This is a genomic window from Dictyobacter kobayashii, from assembly GCF_003967555.1.
GTDB lineage: Bacteria > Chloroflexota > Ktedonobacteria > Ktedonobacterales > Ktedonobacteraceae > Dictyobacter > Dictyobacter kobayashii.
In genome coordinates, this window is the sequence record NZ_BIFS01000002.1 from 1,833,517 (window position 1) to 1,850,413 (window position 16,897).

Below are 16,897 nucleotides of genomic sequence, written 5' to 3' on the forward strand. Positions count from 1 at the left end.
GTATGTAGGGAGTAGAAAAAACAGGAGATCGAGCTTCAAGATCAAGCCGAGCGTAGTTGGTCGGCGCGTTCATAACAGTCAAGCGCTTCCTGATGGCGTCCCAGCGCATCCAATGCGGTGCCACGGTTGATCCAGATCTGTGGATCGTTCGGATTGATATGCATGGCCTGTTCATAGGCCATTAAGGCTTCTTTATAGCGTTCCAGGGCAAAGTAAGTATCGCCTAGCGCCAGCCAGAGTTGTGCCTTGCCCCACGTTACTTCGACCGCCCGGTGATAAGCCTTCAATGCCTCATCGTATTCACGCATCGTAAATAATTTATCGCCGCGTTTCTCCCAGTCCTCAGGCGTCAATGGCGTAGCGGGAGTAAGCGGAGTCGCTGGCAGGGCTGGCGTCAGCGGTCCAGAGGCAAACGCGGGTATAGGCGTTAATGGATTGCTATTGCGCCGTGAGTAAGCCATATCAGAGCCCGTGCTTGACGATGCACTGGAAGGCGCTGAAAGACGTCTATGTGGTCCCACCGGGGCTGTTTGAACTGCTGGGCTAACTGCGGCTGGGCCGGCCTACCCGTTAGCGCTACTAGATCCTGGATCAACAACTGCAAGGAAGGATAGCGCCGTTCCGGTTTAGGATGGATGGCCCGATTTAAAACTGGCAACAATGGCTCATAATCCTGTTTTTGCAAGGTTTGCGGCAATAATTGCTGGCAGAGCATGGCAAACATATATTGATCGCTGGCAGGATTCGCTGCCTTCCAATAAGCCTGCACATTGCCTTGTTGACTTGCCTGGGCCGCTGCATACAGTTCAGGTGGTAGATAAGGTGCGGGAGGTGGCTGCAGGCGTGCCAGGCCAAAATCAGCTACCCAGACCCGCTCATAGCTAGAAAATAGGATATTGCCGGGGACCAGCGCACCATGGGCGATGCCCCGTGCATGGGCAGTTGCCAGCGCAGAGCCGATTTGTTGCAACACATGTATCACCAGGGCACGCGGCGAACTGCCATGTTCGTAAAGCGCCTGCTGATTTTCACCCTTTTGCAGGTAGTTTACAAAGTGGCTGAGCGTGCCCGGGATATACTGACAAAGTGTCAGCAGATACATACTGGTCGAGTCAGATGGCCACTCGTAGTGAGCGCCGCTTCCGCCATCTAACTGCTCGGGTGACCAGGTACTGCAACTAAAAACCGACAGGATGGAGCTATGACGCAAAGCCGTCGTCACACGCACCTCGCGCCGAGCCGCCTCCCATAGTTCTGGATTCGCCATAAAAGCTGGAAACAACTTGATCGCCACTGGTTGTCCAGAGCGCTGATGAATCGCCTGATAGGCATGGCCGCTTCTTCCAATCCCCAGAAGTTTTTGGACCTCATAGATCCCCAGCGTAGTATGAGCCGCCAGTGCGTCACATACACGGCAGACGACCTCCTCGGGCTGTAGAGCGTGCGAGGGATGTCCCAGACAAAACAGAGCCTTAGATCCAGCCTGCGGCTCGTATTGCATATTGTGTTCCATCTCATTCGGCCTCTCTTCTGAGTTATGGAAATATTAGCGCCACACATGAACTAGAGGGGAGAAGGAGCTCACATTGCCTATAATTGAGCACAATATGTTAAACCTTCCCCCATTCCGTTATTCGTCCAAAGGTAAATGTTCTAAGTGATGATGTGGTTGATAGAGATGTTGACTCAGCTCGCTGTGCCCGTTTGAGCTCAAGACATGTGAATGATCCTGACGTGGCGGGAGCAGTGAACGGATCTCATGGGCCGCATCGGTGATCGGTCGCTGAGGCGACAGCGCTGGTTTATGGTGATTGCCGCTCTCTTCACTCTGGCTTGAGCGCTCATTGCGCAGATTGATCTGGGAGACCTGGTTACTGATATTGTGCTGTTGCTCTGCTAGCAGATCTACCTCACGAATAACGCGGTCCAGCACCATACGCTCAAAGCTTGCATTCACCTGTGTTTTAAAGAGATTAGAATGCTTGATTTCATTTAGAGCTTCATGGATACGACGGGTAAGTTTGCTAATCGAGTCCATTGAGCCACCGACCCGGCGCCACTGACTCTCCTGACGACGCTGGATATGGGCCAGGCCCAGATAGACTGAGCGCAGTTCGGCCGCGCCCTGAGGCATTGGCTGATTAGGTGCCCATGGAGGCAGCCCCTGCCCAAGTCGATCAACCCCTTCTTGCAAGACACGACACTCCTGGGCCAGTTGATCGTATTTGGCGCCCCGTTGTGAAAGAGCACTGATACGGTCCAACATCAGATTTAAACTGATGGCGATCGGCAGCAGTGGACCACTGACTGTTGGGGCGCGGGCCACCATATCTCCGCGAGCCACGCGGGCATGTACATCGCGCAGGGCCGCGATCCCCTGTTCCATGATCTGCTTTTCCTGGGCTGAACGTGTCGCCTCATCAGCCTCACGTCGCGTCACCTGTAGTTCACGTCTGGAAATCACCAGCTCGCCGCGCATCTGCATCGTCAGCCGGTTATTTTCCAACAGTGTCATAGCCTGGCGGGCAATCACGATCAAGATCAGCAGCAGGGCCACTATATCGGCCTGTATCAATGTTGTGCCACCGCGCCGTGCGATATTGGTCAACAGGATGGCACAGGTGCCCAACACCAGAATAAAGGGCGCGATCGTTTGTGCCGTCATACTCAATTGTGTCAGCCGGGTCGGAGCCAGGTTTGAGCTGCCCGTCATGCGTATATTTTTTAAGCGCTCATCCTGTTCCTGTTCACGGGCGATACTGCGTGGATATTCAACGGCCGCCAATCCAATCAAAGAGAGGCTCAAGGGCCAGAGCACATCTTGCAAGGTACCAGTATTAAAGCTGCCTGAAAGACTATAGAAGGCCAGCAAACTATCCGTGACCGCCAGAAAGAAGAGTCCCATACACAGGAGAATAAAGACTGGTTGTTGGGCGCGATGGGCCAGCGGACTGAACATCAAGAAGGCGCCAATCGCAACCAGGAACAGGTCTCCAGTTGGAAAGTAGATAGAAAGGATAGAGGCTCCCGCGCTTGGAGACTGCGTAAGGCCCGCGATCAAAGGACTCAAAAGGAAGAACCAGGACAGGGCCAGCGCTGTTCCGATCACCGCCAGCGCATCCAGTAGTAAGCGCACCCGGCCGACCGAAGCCTTATTACGCCGGGTCAGGAAAAGCGTTCCTAGCAGAAAGAAAGGATACGAGGCCACAAAACCAATATCATAGAGACCAGGAAATGGCACATCGGCGCTATTCATCCGTATATCATAGCTGGTCCAGATAGCCTGCCCACTCGCATAAAGAGCAATCCCGCAGGCCAGCAAGGCCCAGGCCATAAACGCCCGGCGAGCCGCCTGCGCCTCATTATGAATATTAGCTAGCTCATTGGGGCACGCCGGGCAGCCTTGCTCTCAAGCAACTGGCGGCGCAATTGATTAGAGACCCGATAGAGTCGTAAAGCAATACGCGTACAAAAGAAGAGACCGATACCCTCGCCAACGAACTGGAAGATATCCGAAGCGCTCTTCAAAGAAAAGCTCTTCCCGGGAATCTGACCAAACAAGACCATACAGACCAGGAATAGTGAGAAAGCAGCTGAAAAAATCAGCACAATCCAGGTCCACTATGTTCAGCCCAGAAATCGCGAGCCAATGCTTCACCGTGAAAGAAAGAGGTATCTTTCTCTTTCGCCCTCTGTTGGCCAGCGCCAGGGAGCTGACCCTGCTCAAACGCTGACTCACCACTTTGCATCATAGGGTTGGGAAGCTGTGAACCCGGTGATCCACCCAGGTAGCCCGAAAATTGAGATGCTTCATTGTATGCCATAAACGATCCTCTCAGACTACATGTACACTATCCATTGCAGCCAATGCTGCAAGCTTAATTGCTCGGACGCAGCCAGTGATCCAGGCCAACGTACTGGCCGGCGCGACTCAGTATCAAGCCCAGGAAGGCCAGTAAAAAAACGACCAGCACACCCACATCGAGTGAACCCTGTCCAAAGAAACCAGCAAACATGCCAGTGCCCATGCAGCCCAGCAATGTCAGGAACATGCCGACCAGGCAAGAAAGGTTGGTAAGCAGTCCACAAATAAGACAGATGCCCAGACAAAGTTCTAACAGCAGCGTACCGACGACAAATGCCTGTGTATGCAGCTGCGCGACATGTAGCCACCAGGCGAACCAGTTGGCGGCAATCGGCGTATGGGCACCAACGGCACGGGATAGGATTAAGAGATACGTATCAGCGAAGGACGCGTGCCACTTAAACCAGACATCTCCCAGACAAAAGCCACCACAAAGTACGCGCAATAGCGCAACAATGCGCAGACGCCATAGCGCCATTGGCTGCTTACTGGCCGTTTTGCCAATAACGCGTGGCCTTGTCGTATAAGGCCTGGGAGGCAGCTCAGTAGCATGAGACTGGAACGACAACCGCTTGTCTGCTGTCTGATCGTCCCGTTCTAACTGTAAAACTGATTTATTCTTCACCAAGATGACTCCTCTTGCATGCCGCTCTCACATGCATCAGAGTTACAAACCTAAGAAACATATTGCTACAAGTACAAAATCTATGATGAGTATAGAGCGTTAAGCTTTCGACCATCTCCTAGAATTCTTCCAAAGTCTTTTATATGGTCTTAATACCTGCCCACAAACCAATGGCAAATGCACAATGAATTAAGGAGGGAGGAATCCGAATTGAAGTGGGAGGAACAATATAAAAAAACCTGGCAAAGTAAATTGTTACTCGCCGGGACAATGAATGACTATATATATGAAGATATGCACGCACACATGCCTACAGTTGGCAGGCAAAAACGGAGGAAACCCAGAATAATGTCATGACAAAGTAGTTAAAATGTATGGTACAAGACATTGAAATGAAGACACAAAAATTGTACCGTCTTATACCAGTCTTACCAAATCCGCTTCAACGAGGGGAATACAGAAGATGTCTTTTCCAGGAAATTGACCTCAAAAGTACATGCGTACCGACGCGCCATGATTCGTCTTAAAACGTCTTGTTCGGATATATCGCTCAGCCTTGCAAAAAGCTTTCCTTTCTACTATAATGAGTGCGTACTCAGTCATTATTCGATTGGTGAGAGTGTATGGCAAGACCCAAAAGTCTAGAGAAACGCGACGCTATCCTTGCGGCAGCAGTTCAGCTGATCGCCGAGCAAGGTTTGAGTGTCCCTACGTCCAAAATCGCCAAAGTAGCCGGAGTCTCTGAAGGATCACTATTTACTTACTTTGAGACCAAGGAGACACTGTTCAATGAATTGTATTTGGAATTGAAGGCTGAAGTGCGAGCAAATATGCTTGACGCGTATCCTGCCCATGCAAGCTTAGGGGTCCGTGCTCGTTGGGTTTGGGACATGTATGTTCGGTTCGGCATTGCTCATCCTGATAAATACAAAGTCATCACCCAATTGAGCGTTTCGGATTCCATCTGGGAACAGACTAAAAGCCTGAGTCTGGAAGGATACGAAGCTCTTCATGCGATGATTCAAGAGACGTTTGCCTGTGGCGCTCTTAAAGATCAGCCCTATGAATTTGGTACGGCCTTACTCCTTTCTCTCATGAATATGACCATTGAGTTCATTGCACTCCATCCTTCAGAGGCAGACCGTTTTTGGGATGCTGGCTTTACCGCTTTCTGGAATGCGGTGACAGGACCCTAAAAATTTATTTTCTTAAATGAGTGCCTAAACACTTATTTATTTTCTTAAATGAGTGTCAAACGTTGTCTGCCTAGGAGATTGTGCCAGGGCAAATGGGGCGTGTATGTGATCAATCACGGCTCTCCGCACTCCTGGTACAACCGTAAACACGCATATTTTCTTCAGGAGATTTTTATGACCACACCCAATTCACTCATCACAACCAGATTTAATGCCACAAGCACCGCTGCGGACGTCGTGGCCGGTCTCGACCTCACCAGTGTTCGTGCCATCGTCACCGGAGCCTCGTCCGGCATCGGCCTTGAGACCGCTCGGGCACTCGCTAGTGCTGGCGCGGAAGTAACACTCGCGGTCCGCAATACCGCCGCTGGTGTAAAGGCTGCCGAGGACATTGCGAAGTCAACCAGGAATGAGCGTGTGCGCGTCATCGCTCTGGATCTTGCCAATCAAGCCTCAGTAGCCAACTTTGTCCAGAGCTGGAAGGGACCGCTGCATCTGCTGATCAACAATGCAGGGGCCATTCCGAGCACTCTGTCCCGGACTGTGGAAGGCTGGGAACTGCAGTTCGCCACCAATTACCTTGGCCACTTCACTCTGAGCCTTGGATTGCATGACGCTCTCACCGTTGGTGCCCGCGAACGGGGCGAGGCACGCATCGTCTCGGTCAGTTCCACAGCACATATGAGATCACCCGTCGTGTTCGACGACATTCACTTTGAACGACGCGAGTACGACCCGCAGGCGGCCTACGCACAGTCCAAGACAGCCAACTCGTTATTTGCGGTCGAATCCACGCGCCGCTGGGCCGCCGACGGCATCGTCACCAACACTGCCAACCCCGGCGGTATCGCCACCGGATTGCAAAGAGACTTCACACAGAAACAAAAAGATTACCTGGTCGCCGCCGAGGCCGCGGGAGTTTTCGTCTACAAGACTGTCGAGCAAGGTGCCGCTACTACCCTCGTTGCGGCAGTTGCCCCGAATTCGCCCACACCGGCGGACACTATCTTACCGACGGCCAGGAGGCCCACACGGTGCCCAACGACGCCGACTTGTTCAAAAACAGTGACGGTGTCAAGCAGTGGGCGATTGAGCCGGACATCGCACAGAAACTGTGGACGCTCTCGCTCGAACTCATCGGCCAACCCGCCGCGTAAGGCGAATCGAATCCGCTTAACTGGGAGCGTGGAAAATCGCAGCCCGAATCGGTGTGTGAACACCTCGAACCCTCAATGGCGTACTCTTGCAATCTTCTCTTTTATCTCAAGAAGGGGAAATGTATGCTTGCATCTCTTTCTTCTACAATTCCAGGCTGGCGATGATGTGAGACAAAAATCTGAGGCTATTCACCATCTTGTGGCTCCAGAGCCAATCACGATCTTCCAGAGTTGTAAATTCATACAGTGACTCGTAGAGGGGCTACAGATTTTTCCCTTTCACTTCGGTCGAGAGATTAGCGTCATCTGCCTCTATTGGCTAGGCCGATAGCTATCCCAACGACGAAGATAGTGGTTCCTATGGCAGTTCCTATACCGGGATTGTGGAGTGCTACTGCAATGGCTGCTCCCAATCCCACTCCCAGTGCACTGGCAAGGCCCAGAATCGGGAGAAATAGCCTGGATCTATTTGGAGAAGTGTGATTGTCCATGAAGACACCTTCTTTTCTGTTGAACTTTCCTCTATTGAAGAAATAACTCACCCCATCTTACCATCTTCGCTCCCTGTTTGCCATTGGATTCTCTGCCATTTGAGCAGGAGAGAGGCAGTTCGTCTCTTTTGAATGTACAAAAACGGGTGACCATTCTCGGCCTCTGGAACGGATTGCGACCAGTCGATGATGCTTCCACTCATGATTCAGGGCAAAAAACGTCCAGGTTTCAGGTCATTTACCAGATAGGTAATGAGATGCAAGCTAGCTAGTAGCAAAAATGAAAAAAAGACCGCTAGCAAGCAAATAATCACATCTTTTATCATGAGAGATCTCTCTGTATATGAGATCGAACCAGTGTATTGAAGTCCAAAGAGGTTATCGAGTACTGGAGCACCCTCTGACCCAACGCGTGCTAGCTCATTTCCCAACAGTCTGCGTTCCGCATCATTGTCGTCCGGCATCACATATGCAACGCTTAGTGGAGACCGCCATAACTGTGGATTACGGTTGACTGAGTTCCTATTTTTCTCGTCGTAAAGGAATAGGTTTCCGTGATTTTGCGTTTTACCTCTGATGACCAACTCATCCTAGGGGTTGCGATTGATGATGAGGGTGCCAAACCAGAGAACGAAAAGAGAGCGAAGGAACTTTTCGTCCAATTAGTGGAAGAGTATGCCTGCCATATGGGAATCATTTTGGTTGAACAGTCCCCGCCCCAGAGTGAAATGAGCTTTTATGCTAGCGCGAAGAAACCGCTCACGGTCTTTTTTAACACCTTTCCTGAGAAGCTAGTACCCTAGCTCCCAAAACCTCTCATTTTAGCGGCACCATATATACCTCATCCTTACAGAAAACGCAACAATGCAAACGATTATCTTACATCAACCGTAAACACCAATATATCGCTTAAAAAGAGCATAGTAAGATTCATTCTCATAACTAAATATCAAAGACAGCCGTGTCTAAAAAAGCAGATGGCTTTTTAATACATGCTTTGCCCTTTCAAATATTTCGCACACAATGCAAAAAAGTTATTTATTCTTTATTGATTGCAAGTTGCTGAATGATTTTCTGCCATACCTGTGCATGTCCCTGTGCTAGCTGCTCTCCCAGTCCTGTGGGATCTCCCTGTGCATCCAACAATTTGATGACTGCATCTAAGAATGCAACAAACTCTTTCATATCTTGTTTACTAGCCTGGAATTTCATCTGTACAACCATTTCTCTCCACCAGGGCAAGTGTTCTCGTTTTGGCCCAAGTACCGCTACTGTATTTGTGATGAAGTGGGTAATGTTGTCATTTCCCTCTGATACATCGTCATTCTCTCTTCGGCCATCTGTTGCAATGCCTGCCTGGATCTCGGTCAACACGGACGCATACGGATGATCGGCTGGTAATACAGGCATTTGGCCATCTAATACCATGAGCAAGGAGTTAAACAATTCAACCTCTGCTTGCCACTCGGGACCTTTGAGTTGAATTTCTCGTAATCCATCTTCGAGCACCTTTCGATATTGAGGTTGCTGCTCTGGCTCAGTAGTCATTACCGCAATAGTAGCAGTTATAAGTGTTTCTATTATTTTAGCAGGTGAGGCCTTTGTTGAAGGATGAGACTTGTTGAGAGACATTCCGCTTTTCATATATTGCAATAAGAGTGAGAGTTGCTTGTGGTTTTGTCTTGCAATATCTTGTGGGAGATCGGCTTGCTCCAATATCTGCAGTGCTTGTTGTAAAGTAGAGATGGCTCTTTCTTTGTGTTCCAGGACTTGATAGAGCACTATTGCTATGTTAATGAGTGTGATGATTTCACCTGGGCGATCTCCGACTTCGCGCCTGAGAGGCAAAGCCTGCTCATACAGCTGCAAGGCATGAGCAGGCTCGTCTAAATTGGTATAGACGCTGGCCATAGTATTGAGTGTAGTGGCCTCGCCAGCGCGATTGCCGACCGCTCGCATGAGCGGTAAAGCTTGTTTAAGGAGTTGCAAGGCACTACTATGGTCGCCGATATTGCTGTAGACGAGAGCCATGCTAGAGAGAATACCAGCCTCACCATTATGATGGCTGATTGCTCGCATGAGAAGCAAAGCCTCTTCATATAGTTGTAAGGCACGAGCAGGCTCGCCGATAGTAATATAGACATTTGCCATGTTAGCGAGAGTGACAGCTTCGCCAGCGCGATCGCCGACCTCGCGTCGGATAGGCAAAGCCTGCTCATACAGCTGCAAGGCGTGAGCGGACTCGCCTATACTGATGTAGGCGCTAGCCATGTTAGTGAGAGTGGCGGCCTCTCCAGGGCGATCTCCGATTTCTTGCCTGAGAGGCAGTGCCTGTTCATATAGTTGTAACGCCCGTACAGGATTGCCTATTTTCGTGTAGACGAGGGCCATGTTGTTAAGCGTAGCAGCCTCGCCATGATGAACACCTGTTTTGCGTGTAATAGGCAGAATCTGCTCATATAACTGTAAGGCCTGAGTAGGTTTTCCAATATCAGCATAGATGCTTGCCATGTTGTTGAGCGTGGCAACCTCACCAACACGATCGCTGTTCTCGCGTGTGAGAGTCAGAGATTGCTCGTATAACTGCAAGGCACGTGTGGGTTCACCAATATGTCTATAGACGCTGGCCATGTTGTTGAGCGCGGCGGCTTCTACCGTGCGATCGCCGACCTCGCGCATGAGAGACAGAGCCTGTTCATACAACTGCAAGGCACGAGCAGGCTCGCCTATAGTGGCATAGATGCTCGCTATGTTAGCGATCGCAGTGGCTCCGCCAGCGCGATCGCCGATCTCGTGCATGAGAGATAGAGCCTGTGCATATAACTGCAAGGCCCGAGTGGGCTCACCGATATCCTCGTAGACGTTGGCCATGTTGTTAAGAATGTAGGCCTCACTATCGCGATTTCCAACTTTGTGCGTGAGAAGCAAAGCCTGTTCGAGAAGTTGCAAGGCTTGGACAGGATCGCCAATATTGCTATAGACATTGGCCATGCTGGTGAGAATGGCAGCTTCGCTAGCGCGATCACTTGTTTCGCGTATGAGAGGCAGGGCCTGTCCAAAGAGTTGCAAGGCGCGTTCAGGTTCACCGATATGGTTATAAATGCCGCCCATAATCTGGAATGCCTGGACAACCCACTCTTTGTCGCGGCCTTGTAATTCGTCCAGAGCTTCTTCTAAGAGCTTGAGGCTGCGTTGTGGTGTTGTTCTGAGGCGGTGCAAGATCGACGCCCACCGTATTTTGTACTGAGCCTGCTCTGTTCCTTTGAGATAGCCCATGGCACGTTCAAAATCCATTTCGGCTTTCTCAACGAGCGTCATTCCACGTGATGTTCGACCCATTTCATTGGATATAAAATCAAGCAGCATACTATATACTCGACCAAAGCGAAGGAGTAAGCCCTGGCGGTTGCCTGGATACTGCACCTGTTGTTCGATATATGGGCGAGTAGTAGGCAAGAGATAATAGAAATCGAGTATCCAATTATCGGTTGCTATCCTCTGTGTGGTGAGTAGCCCACGTAGCCGTAAATTGTGGAGGTGCGTACGCAGCTTTGATGGTGTGTCCTCTGTTTCTTTTGTCTCTGGGTCAAGAATGGCGACCACCGTTTCTGGTATAAAAGGAGCATGAAAGATCCAGAGACTGCCGAGCACATTCCTTAGTTCATCAGTCAGATAGCGTATACTTGTTTCAAGGCAGGCATAGAGTTTTCGGTGGCGATGTTCCAATCCAAGGTATGTGTTTTCTGCGTTGATGAGTTGCTCTTCACAGTGTTGGACGAAGGCTGCGAGGGGGATCGCACTGAAGTTAAAAGCTCCACCGAGTAGCCGCAGGCTTAAGGGATGCCCCTCGACTCTTTGGCTGAGTTCATTCGCGAGAATCGTATCCATGGCCTCTCGCCGCTGGGGGCTGCTCTGGATGAACAACTGTGCTCCTTCTTCTGACGTGAGGCCTCCAATTTCGTGTTCAATCTCACTAGGCCAACCTAGTACGATACGAGAAGTAATGAGCAGACTAACTGAAGGACTGGGAAGTTGCTGCAGCAATTGCGCTAGATGTTGTGCGCCTACATTGTTGGCTTCAATGGCCTCAATGAGGGTTTCCGCGTTATCGAGTACGATCAAGACACGTCTGGTGCTCAGACAGTTGAAGAGTAGATGTTCAATCTCGTTGGGATGTGCAATATCCTGGGTATTAATGCCCAGGAAGCGAGCTAGCTCAGCGGCGAAGAAGGCCCGATCAAATAGTTTCTCCAACGTGGTACTCCAGATGCCATCAGGCCAGGCCCAGGCAAAGCGTTCGACCGCCTCGCGTGCCAGTGCTGTCTTACCCTGTCCTCCTCCACCATGAATGTTGATGATGCGTGGACGCTTGTCGCCAGTAAGCAGCGTACCAAGTCGTCGCAGATCTGAGACACGCCCCTGGAAGATTCCTTCTGCTCGTGGTAATGCGTTTACGTCTAGTGGTGGCTGATGATCTTTCACTGTGGGAGTGCCTGGTTGAGGTTCAACGCCATGGGCAGACTCTGTGAGAGAGGTATAAAGAACTGGAACGCCAACCACCCATGGGTGTGTAGTCTCACTGGCAAGGGTTAGTCGAGCCTGGAACAGCGCTTCTTCGACCGGGGTGCCACGTGCCAACTCGTCGTAAAATGCGCGTGCGAACAGGCGAGCATCCTTATCGTAGATGCTTAGTCGCATGCCCAAAGCATAAGGAATGCGCTGGCGTACCAGGGTTGCTGCAAGGTTACTAAACATAGTGTCGCCAGGACTGGCCGTAACGCATGCGTTGAGTGTGACCAGAAACGTAGTGCCACGCAGCCGCATGGCTATCTCCTTTGATTTGACCAGATCCAGGTCCCCGTTTTCTTTCTCGAAGCAGAGCACCGCCCCATCGTCCATCTGTCCACCATGACCCATAAAGTGGACGACCCTCTGGCGCTGTCCTGCGACGGCGTTGCGCAGTTGACGAATGGTTGGAGGACGGACCCTCTCCAGCGTCAGAGCTGAGGGGAGTGCTTGCACGCTTTCGCGCAAATTCATCCATTCCGCATCGATAGCCAATGGTTCAACTTGATCACTGAGTGGATTGGAGGGTACTGCCACGATATGTAAACCAGCCTTCATCGTCGGCGCTGGTTGACGTTGCTCGGCAGGCAGACCACGAACGAACTGGCATTCCTGTACGAGAAAGCCATCAGGTCCATAGAGATACTCCCAAGGGATTGCATCTACGTCGTCATCTGCTGCAATAAGCATAATCCGTTCGGGAGATTTCTCAAGTGCTTGCCGCGTCCTGCTTTCAACCGCAAAAAGGGCTGCATACAACATTTGCCCGTATCCTATAGGATCAGCTATAAGCCGTTCGTGTTCCTTTCCTGATACCAACTGTAAAGGCCGCACATCGAATACATGAGAATCCTGGCCATCACAAGTCACATGTATCTGTGTCTCATCCTGGTGAGCGAGGAGAAGTTCCATCAGATTTCTGTACTCCTCTATTATCTATCTGTCTTATTGTCTCAATTCCGACAAAGCGTCACAAAGAAATTGCGTCTAAAGAAATAAACGAATTAAATGGAGAGAAATATAATATATAGCAACCCATGCATGCAAGATAAAGCCAAAAACAAGCTACTCATTTTGAATCATGAACTGACTACTTAATTCTATAGTTGTGAAGCATTCTAATGATTTAATTTCTAATAATATTAATTGTTAATCATTGAATTTTACATTCTTTGATTGTCGAAGGATGGTAGGGTGGTCTCCATGGCTGTGAGTCGCTCCAGCACTCGACCTGAAAGGTGTTGTTTTTGTAGTGAGTCTTCGTAGTTAGGCTTTGTAGTTTGGGATGATTATATTGATTTATTCTCATCCTGTGGGGGAGCAATCATGCATCCCGAGATGGTTGAGAACATCTATAAAGAGCTTCCCTGGGCAAAGCGTGACCTTCCTTTCGATGCGACGGTTTCTCTCTCCCAACTTCCCCCATCTTTCACGCACTCGCTTGTTGATACCCGGCTCATCGATTTTCTTGAGATGGTGCGGGCTCAAGATGAGCAAATCTTGGAGCAGATCTCGCCAGACCTTGTGATACACTTATATTCGGCAATGGGCATGAAAACGCGTGTCTTGTTTTAGAACTATTTCTCATCTATACTTGCCCTAAATAGCTATGAAGGAAAGAAAAGATGCAACAGTCTGATAAACCACACATTCAAAACGATGCCGTTGTCGCAACTCTGCTTACGGCAAGTGCTACTACTGGCTGGTTTGACTGGATTCATGGGGAACTCTGGTTGTTTTCTGATGGCTTGCTCCGTATTCCACTGGATCTTGAAACAACGAAGAGACACGCGATAGGGCCAACTATCAATGAACAGCAACGACCGCAGCGATCTTTTGACCAGACCACTCTCCAAACACTCTTGACCTCGCAGAAAAATGTGTGGGTCCCGCGTGAAGCTATTCAAAAAGCATACTTACATCACGGGATCATCACAGATCGGCTTCGTTTGAACGTCGGGGACCAACGTTTTGTCAAGTTCCTTTGGTTCCCCTGGGATGGGGCACGGCAACTTCTCCAATCTACTTTAGCAGACTGGCTTGGGAGCGAATTGGTCATCGACTGATTAATCGCATGCTTTTTTGGTGACATGAAGAATACGTTGGCGAAGGAAACGAGCAGCCAATTTACAGATGATTGATGGAGAAAGTGAGATGTGGGTCGGTTATGTGGCCCATGAAACCGGCTTTGCTGATCAATCGCACTTCACCCGGCAGTTTAAGCGATAGCTTCCTGGTGACCCCAGGAAGCTATCGCAAAACAACAAGATTATTCTAGTTGTCCAGCTTGATAAGAAGCAACCGACCGGAAGTGGCCTGCAGGTGGAGCGGGAGAATCCCTTGATATTCGGGCGAGTTGTACCAGCGTTCGAAATGCTCTCGATCCTCAAACTCCAGGATAACCATCCCCTGCGACTGCCAATTTCCTTCAATCATCTCATATTCCGCCCTTCCTGCTATCAGAGGTTTTACTCCATACTTTTTAAGAATGTGTCTTACTCCCATCAGCATGGGAACGGTGGAGCAAGCCTGGTCAACATGCCGACGCTCGCTGAGAGCGCGATGAAGGCCTCGGAGCTTTCTGGCAAGCCCTCGTGATCGCGACACAGACGGCGCCAGCGCGTGATCCAGGCGAAGCTGCGCTCGATGACCCAGCGCCGAGGGAGAGGATGAAAGCCTTTGGGAAACAACTGATCCCAATCGACGTTCTCTCCTTCGAGCACTAAGATGCCGCGTTTGGGTTCACGGAGCGCCTTGACCGTCTGCATGATCCAGCCCAGGTGTACCTTGAGCCAGGTAATGAAGTGGCCGCCATAGTGACTGTCTCCCCACACCAGCAGCATGCGGGGAAAGCGTGTTTTCAGTGACAAGAGCAAGGGCTGGCTTCCTTGCTGATCGGACCAATCGGCTCCGGTCACTTTGATGCCCATGAGATTGCCCAAGCTATCGACGAGGGCGTGACGTTTGCGCCCCCAGATTTTTTTTCCCCGCATCGTAGCCCTTGTTGGACCCGCGAACGGCACTGGTTTTGATGGATTGGCTATCAATCACCGCCGCAGACGGCTGAGGGTCATGCCCCTGTTGCGTGCGCATCTGCCCGCGCAAAGCATCGAGCACCTGAGTCCACACGCCTTGTTGTCGCCAGAGACGAAAATAATGGTACACCGTCTGCCAGGCGGGAAAGTCATGGGGCAACGACCGCCACGGGCAGCCGCTACGCAAGACGTAGAGGATGGCATCCACAATGGTGCGCCGTTCGTGAAGCGAAAAGGCGGCGTCCGGTTTGATCGCTGGGATCAAGGGTTCCAAGAGTTTCCATTGCTCATCAGTGAGATTGGAGGGATACGCTCGATACAGCCGTGTCTTAAACATGGCAACCTGCTCCTTTCCCGTCACTCTGCCGTACGTTGTGCTTCTTTCCTGTATCATCCCACAGGATCATCCATCCTCCAAACTCGTCCACACGAAACTTCTCTTTTTTCGTCTTTCTCCTCATTTGCTGTTTTGTCTATCCCATCAGTGAGGGTCCTTGCGTCCGATCACGATGGGAGTCAGACACATTCTAAGAATGTGTCTTATTCTCATGATCTCCGCGCTCTTCACACCTGAGTTTGAGCGCCAAAGGCGCTCAAGAAATTTTCTTATGTGGTGCAAAAAGTGCGCTGGGCGCACTTTTTGCACCACATAAGAAAAAAAAGCTAAATCACGAAGTCTGTCGTGACATTCTTGTTTTGGCTATAAACTAAGGCGCGACGGTGATGTCCTGTACTTCGGTATCGGGATCGGCCTTCTTGCTGTGTGCGCTCAGGCGCAAGCTGAACAGGAAGGTCACAAGCGCCAGCAGGCACGCGGCAGCACCAATCCAGCTAAGGTGACTAACCGGAACCACATGCAATGCGAGACCACCGATAGCCGCCCCACCGGCAATCCCCAGGTAGAGGGCCGAATTGTTGAGCGCGAGGATGACGTTGGCGTGCTCTGGCGCGATGCTCAGCAGGCGATGCTGCTGCGGGATAAAGACAAGCCCAACCAGGGCGCCCCATAGAAAGAGTATCAGATAGCTCCCGATGAATGTGGTAGTGACCAGCGCCAGCGTTGCCTCGATGATGATCAATGCAATCAGACTGATCAGCAGTGGACGTTGTGCTCCAAAGCGGTCGGCCAGTTGTCCACTTGACCAGCTGCCAACAACGAGCCCGAGGCCGAAGGCCACGAACAGGCTACTGGTGTCGCTGATGCGCAGGTTATGCTGTAAGATCACGGCCACATAGGTATAGATAAGATAGATCCCGATATTCCAGCATAGTGCTGCTAGCAGGGCCATCACGATGACAGGCTGACTGATGGGAGCCAGGCGCGCACGCAACGAGAGCCGTGCAGGAGCCGCCATCTGCGGTAGCTTAAAGACGAGCAGGGCCAGAAAAGCTATCCCCGACAGCAGCACGATCAGCCCAAAGGAGAAGCGCCAACCCAGATGCTCCCCGACCCACGTTCCCAATGGGACGCCGAGCGCCGTAGCTACCGTTGTCCCCATGACGATCAGCGCCAACGCCTGCCCTCGCTTTTCGGGCGGTGCCAGGGCTATACCGACCGTATAAGCAAGCGGGGCATAGGTCGCAGCGAAGCAGCCAGTCAGGATACGAGTTACTAGCAGCAGGGCAAAATTTGGCGCGATGGCCGAACCCAGATTCGACAGGCAGAAGAGGCCAAGCGCAACGATCAACACTCGTGTCGGCGACCAGCGTGCGGTCAGCACAGCCACCAGCGGTGCACCCAGACCATAGACCAGCGAGAAGGCCGTGACCAGCTGTCCGGCTAGCCCTTCTTGCACCCCGGTCTCGTGTGCAATAACGGGAAGCACACCTGCGATGACAAAGGCATCCGTCCCCAATGCAAACATCCCCAGCGCCAGCAGAAAGATACGCGGATTGATCCCGGCTGCGGGTGTTCCCGCAGAGGATTTGGCATGTATCGACATAGTGAAAAAGAGTTCCTTT

At 51.1% G+C, this 16,897-nt stretch carries 16 protein-coding genes and 1 pseudogene; 6 read left to right on the top strand and 11 right to left on the bottom strand.

What is annotated here, in order from left to right; genetic code table 11:
• Positions 1 to 41: 41 nt before the first annotated feature.
• The 6 genes from EL645_RS34435 to EL645_RS34460 form a co-directional block, all read right to left on the bottom strand.
• The gene (locus EL645_RS34435; protein WP_126556961.1) at positions 42 to 461 is read right to left on the bottom strand and encodes a tetratricopeptide repeat protein; all 420 of its coding nucleotides are present in this window, start codon (positions 459 to 461) and stop codon (positions 42 to 44) included.
• Positions 428 to 1,501 (bottom strand): serine/threonine protein kinase, encoded by a 1,074-nt coding sequence (locus EL645_RS34440; RefSeq protein WP_161977925.1) that lies wholly within the window; start codon positions 1,499 to 1,501, stop codon positions 428 to 430. The genes EL645_RS34435 and EL645_RS34440 overlap by 34 nt, the downstream gene beginning before the upstream one ends.
• Before the next feature lie 129 nt (positions 1,502 to 1,630).
• Positions 1,631 to 3,334 carry a hypothetical protein gene (locus tag EL645_RS34445; protein WP_126556963.1) on the bottom strand — a complete coding sequence of 568 codons (1,704 nt, stop codon included), beginning with the start codon at positions 3,332 to 3,334 and terminating at the stop codon, positions 1,631 to 1,633.
• A gap of 41 nt (positions 3,335 to 3,375) precedes the next feature.
• Positions 3,376 to 3,609 (bottom strand): hypothetical protein, encoded by a 234-nt coding sequence (locus EL645_RS34450; RefSeq protein ID WP_126556964.1) that lies wholly within the window; start codon positions 3,607 to 3,609, stop codon positions 3,376 to 3,378.
• Positions 3,603 to 3,824 (bottom strand): hypothetical protein, encoded by a 222-nt coding sequence (locus EL645_RS34455; RefSeq protein ID WP_126556965.1) that lies wholly within the window; start codon positions 3,822 to 3,824, stop codon positions 3,603 to 3,605. Before EL645_RS34455 ends, EL645_RS34450 begins: the two co-directional genes overlap by 7 nt.
• A 54-nt stretch (positions 3,825 to 3,878) precedes the next feature.
• Positions 3,879 to 4,490 carry a DoxX family protein gene (locus tag EL645_RS34460; protein ID WP_126556966.1) on the bottom strand — a complete coding sequence of 204 codons (612 nt, stop codon included), beginning with the start codon at positions 4,488 to 4,490 and terminating at the stop codon, positions 3,879 to 3,881.
• A gap of 623 nt (positions 4,491 to 5,113) precedes the next feature.
• Here EL645_RS34460 and EL645_RS34465 point away from each other — a divergent pair.
• The 3 genes and pseudogenes from EL645_RS34465 to EL645_RS34480 all read left to right on the top strand — a co-directional run bounded on the left by EL645_RS34465 (position 5,114) and on the right by EL645_RS34480 (position 8,137).
• A complete protein-coding gene (locus tag EL645_RS34465; protein WP_126556967.1) occupies positions 5,114 to 5,686 on the top strand; it encodes a TetR/AcrR family transcriptional regulator in 573 nt (190 codons plus the stop codon).
• Positions 5,687 to 5,860: 174 nt separating this feature from the next.
• Positions 5,861 to 6,843: pseudogene (locus EL645_RS34470) on the top strand (SDR family NAD(P)-dependent oxidoreductase).
• A gap of 1,045 nt (positions 6,844 to 7,888) precedes the next feature.
• Positions 7,889 to 8,137 (top strand): hypothetical protein, encoded by a 249-nt coding sequence (locus EL645_RS34480; RefSeq protein WP_126556969.1) that lies wholly within the window; start codon positions 7,889 to 7,891, stop codon positions 8,135 to 8,137.
• A 235-nt stretch (positions 8,138 to 8,372) separates the two neighbouring features.
• Here EL645_RS34480 and EL645_RS34485 read toward each other — a convergent pair whose 3' ends face one another.
• The gene (locus EL645_RS34485; RefSeq protein WP_126556970.1) at positions 8,373 to 12,812 is read right to left on the bottom strand and encodes a CHAT domain-containing tetratricopeptide repeat protein; all 4,440 of its coding nucleotides are present in this window, start codon (positions 12,810 to 12,812) and stop codon (positions 8,373 to 8,375) included.
• Between the two features lie 414 nt (positions 12,813 to 13,226).
• Here EL645_RS34485 and EL645_RS34490 point away from each other — a divergent pair, with 414 nt between their 5' ends.
• From EL645_RS34490 to EL645_RS34500, 3 genes are all read left to right on the top strand, one after another.
• Positions 13,227 to 13,475, top strand: a complete 249-nt coding sequence (locus EL645_RS34490; RefSeq protein ID WP_126556971.1) for a hypothetical protein — start codon at positions 13,227 to 13,229, stop codon at positions 13,473 to 13,475.
• 50 nt (positions 13,476 to 13,525) lie between these two features.
• Entirely contained in the window at positions 13,526 to 13,966 is a 441-nt protein-coding gene (locus tag EL645_RS34495) for a hypothetical protein (protein WP_126556972.1), read from the top strand.
• 67 nt (positions 13,967 to 14,033) lie between these two features.
• Entirely contained in the window at positions 14,034 to 14,129 is a 96-nt protein-coding gene (locus EL645_RS34500; protein ID WP_126556973.1) for an AraC family transcriptional regulator, read from the top strand.
• 45 nt (positions 14,130 to 14,174) lie between these two features.
• Here the strand turns inward: EL645_RS34500 and EL645_RS34505 are convergent, their stop codons facing one another.
• The 4 genes from EL645_RS34505 to EL645_RS34515 form a co-directional block, all read right to left on the bottom strand.
• Complete coding sequence (locus EL645_RS34505) at positions 14,175 to 14,411, bottom strand: DUF1330 domain-containing protein (RefSeq protein ID WP_126556974.1); 237 nt, start codon at positions 14,409 to 14,411, stop codon at positions 14,175 to 14,177.
• On the bottom strand, positions 14,405 to 14,893 hold the full coding sequence (locus tag EL645_RS41800; protein ID WP_218031641.1) for a transposase: 489 nt from the start codon (positions 14,891 to 14,893) through the stop codon (positions 14,405 to 14,407). The genes EL645_RS34505 and EL645_RS41800 overlap by 7 nt, the downstream gene beginning before the upstream one ends.
• The gene (locus EL645_RS41805) at positions 14,844 to 15,272 is read right to left on the bottom strand and encodes an IS5 family transposase (protein ID WP_218031640.1); all 429 of its coding nucleotides are present in this window, start codon (positions 15,270 to 15,272) and stop codon (positions 14,844 to 14,846) included. The genes EL645_RS41800 and EL645_RS41805 overlap by 50 nt, the downstream gene beginning before the upstream one ends.
• 370 nt (positions 15,273 to 15,642) lie before the next feature.
• The gene (locus EL645_RS34515; RefSeq protein ID WP_126556975.1) at positions 15,643 to 16,878 is read right to left on the bottom strand and encodes an MFS transporter; all 1,236 of its coding nucleotides are present in this window, start codon (positions 16,876 to 16,878) and stop codon (positions 15,643 to 15,645) included.
• Positions 16,879 to 16,897 lie beyond the last annotated feature (19 nt).

Excerpts from the sequence above, each read along its gene's own strand:
- EL645_RS34435 (WP_126556961.1), bottom strand. The coding sequence starts at position 461 with ATGGCTTACTCACGGCGCAATAGCAATCCATTAACGCCTATACCCGCG.
- EL645_RS34440 (WP_161977925.1), bottom strand. The coding sequence starts at position 1,501 with ATGCAATACGAGCCGCAGGCTGGATCTAAGGCTCTGTTTTGTCTGGGA.
- EL645_RS34445 (WP_126556963.1), bottom strand. The coding sequence starts at position 3,334 with ATGGCCTGGGCCTTGCTGGCCTGCGGGATTGCTCTTTATGCGAGTGGG.
- EL645_RS34455 (WP_126556965.1), bottom strand. The coding sequence starts at position 3,824 with ATGGCATACAATGAAGCATCTCAATTTTCGGGCTACCTGGGTGGATCA.
- EL645_RS34465 (WP_126556967.1), top strand. The coding sequence starts at position 5,114 with ATGGCAAGACCCAAAAGTCTAGAGAAACGCGACGCTATCCTTGCGGCA.
- EL645_RS34485 (WP_126556970.1), bottom strand. The coding sequence starts at position 12,812 with ATGGAACTTCTCCTCGCTCACCAGGATGAGACACAGATACATGTGACT.
- EL645_RS34490 (WP_126556971.1), top strand. The coding sequence starts at position 13,227 with ATGCATCCCGAGATGGTTGAGAACATCTATAAAGAGCTTCCCTGGGCA.
- EL645_RS34495 (WP_126556972.1), top strand. The coding sequence starts at position 13,526 with ATGCAACAGTCTGATAAACCACACATTCAAAACGATGCCGTTGTCGCA.
- EL645_RS34500 (WP_126556973.1), top strand. The coding sequence starts at position 14,034 with ATGATTGATGGAGAAAGTGAGATGTGGGTCGGTTATGTGGCCCATGAA.
- EL645_RS34505 (WP_126556974.1), bottom strand. The coding sequence starts at position 14,411 with ATGCTGATGGGAGTAAGACACATTCTTAAAAAGTATGGAGTAAAACCT.
- EL645_RS41800 (WP_218031641.1), bottom strand. The coding sequence starts at position 14,893 with ATGCGGGGAAAAAAAATCTGGGGGCGCAAACGTCACGCCCTCGTCGAT.
- EL645_RS41805 (WP_218031640.1), bottom strand. The coding sequence starts at position 15,272 with ATGTTTAAGACACGGCTGTATCGAGCGTATCCCTCCAATCTCACTGAT.
- EL645_RS34515 (WP_126556975.1), bottom strand. The coding sequence starts at position 16,878 with ATGTCGATACATGCCAAATCCTCTGCGGGAACACCCGCAGCCGGGATC.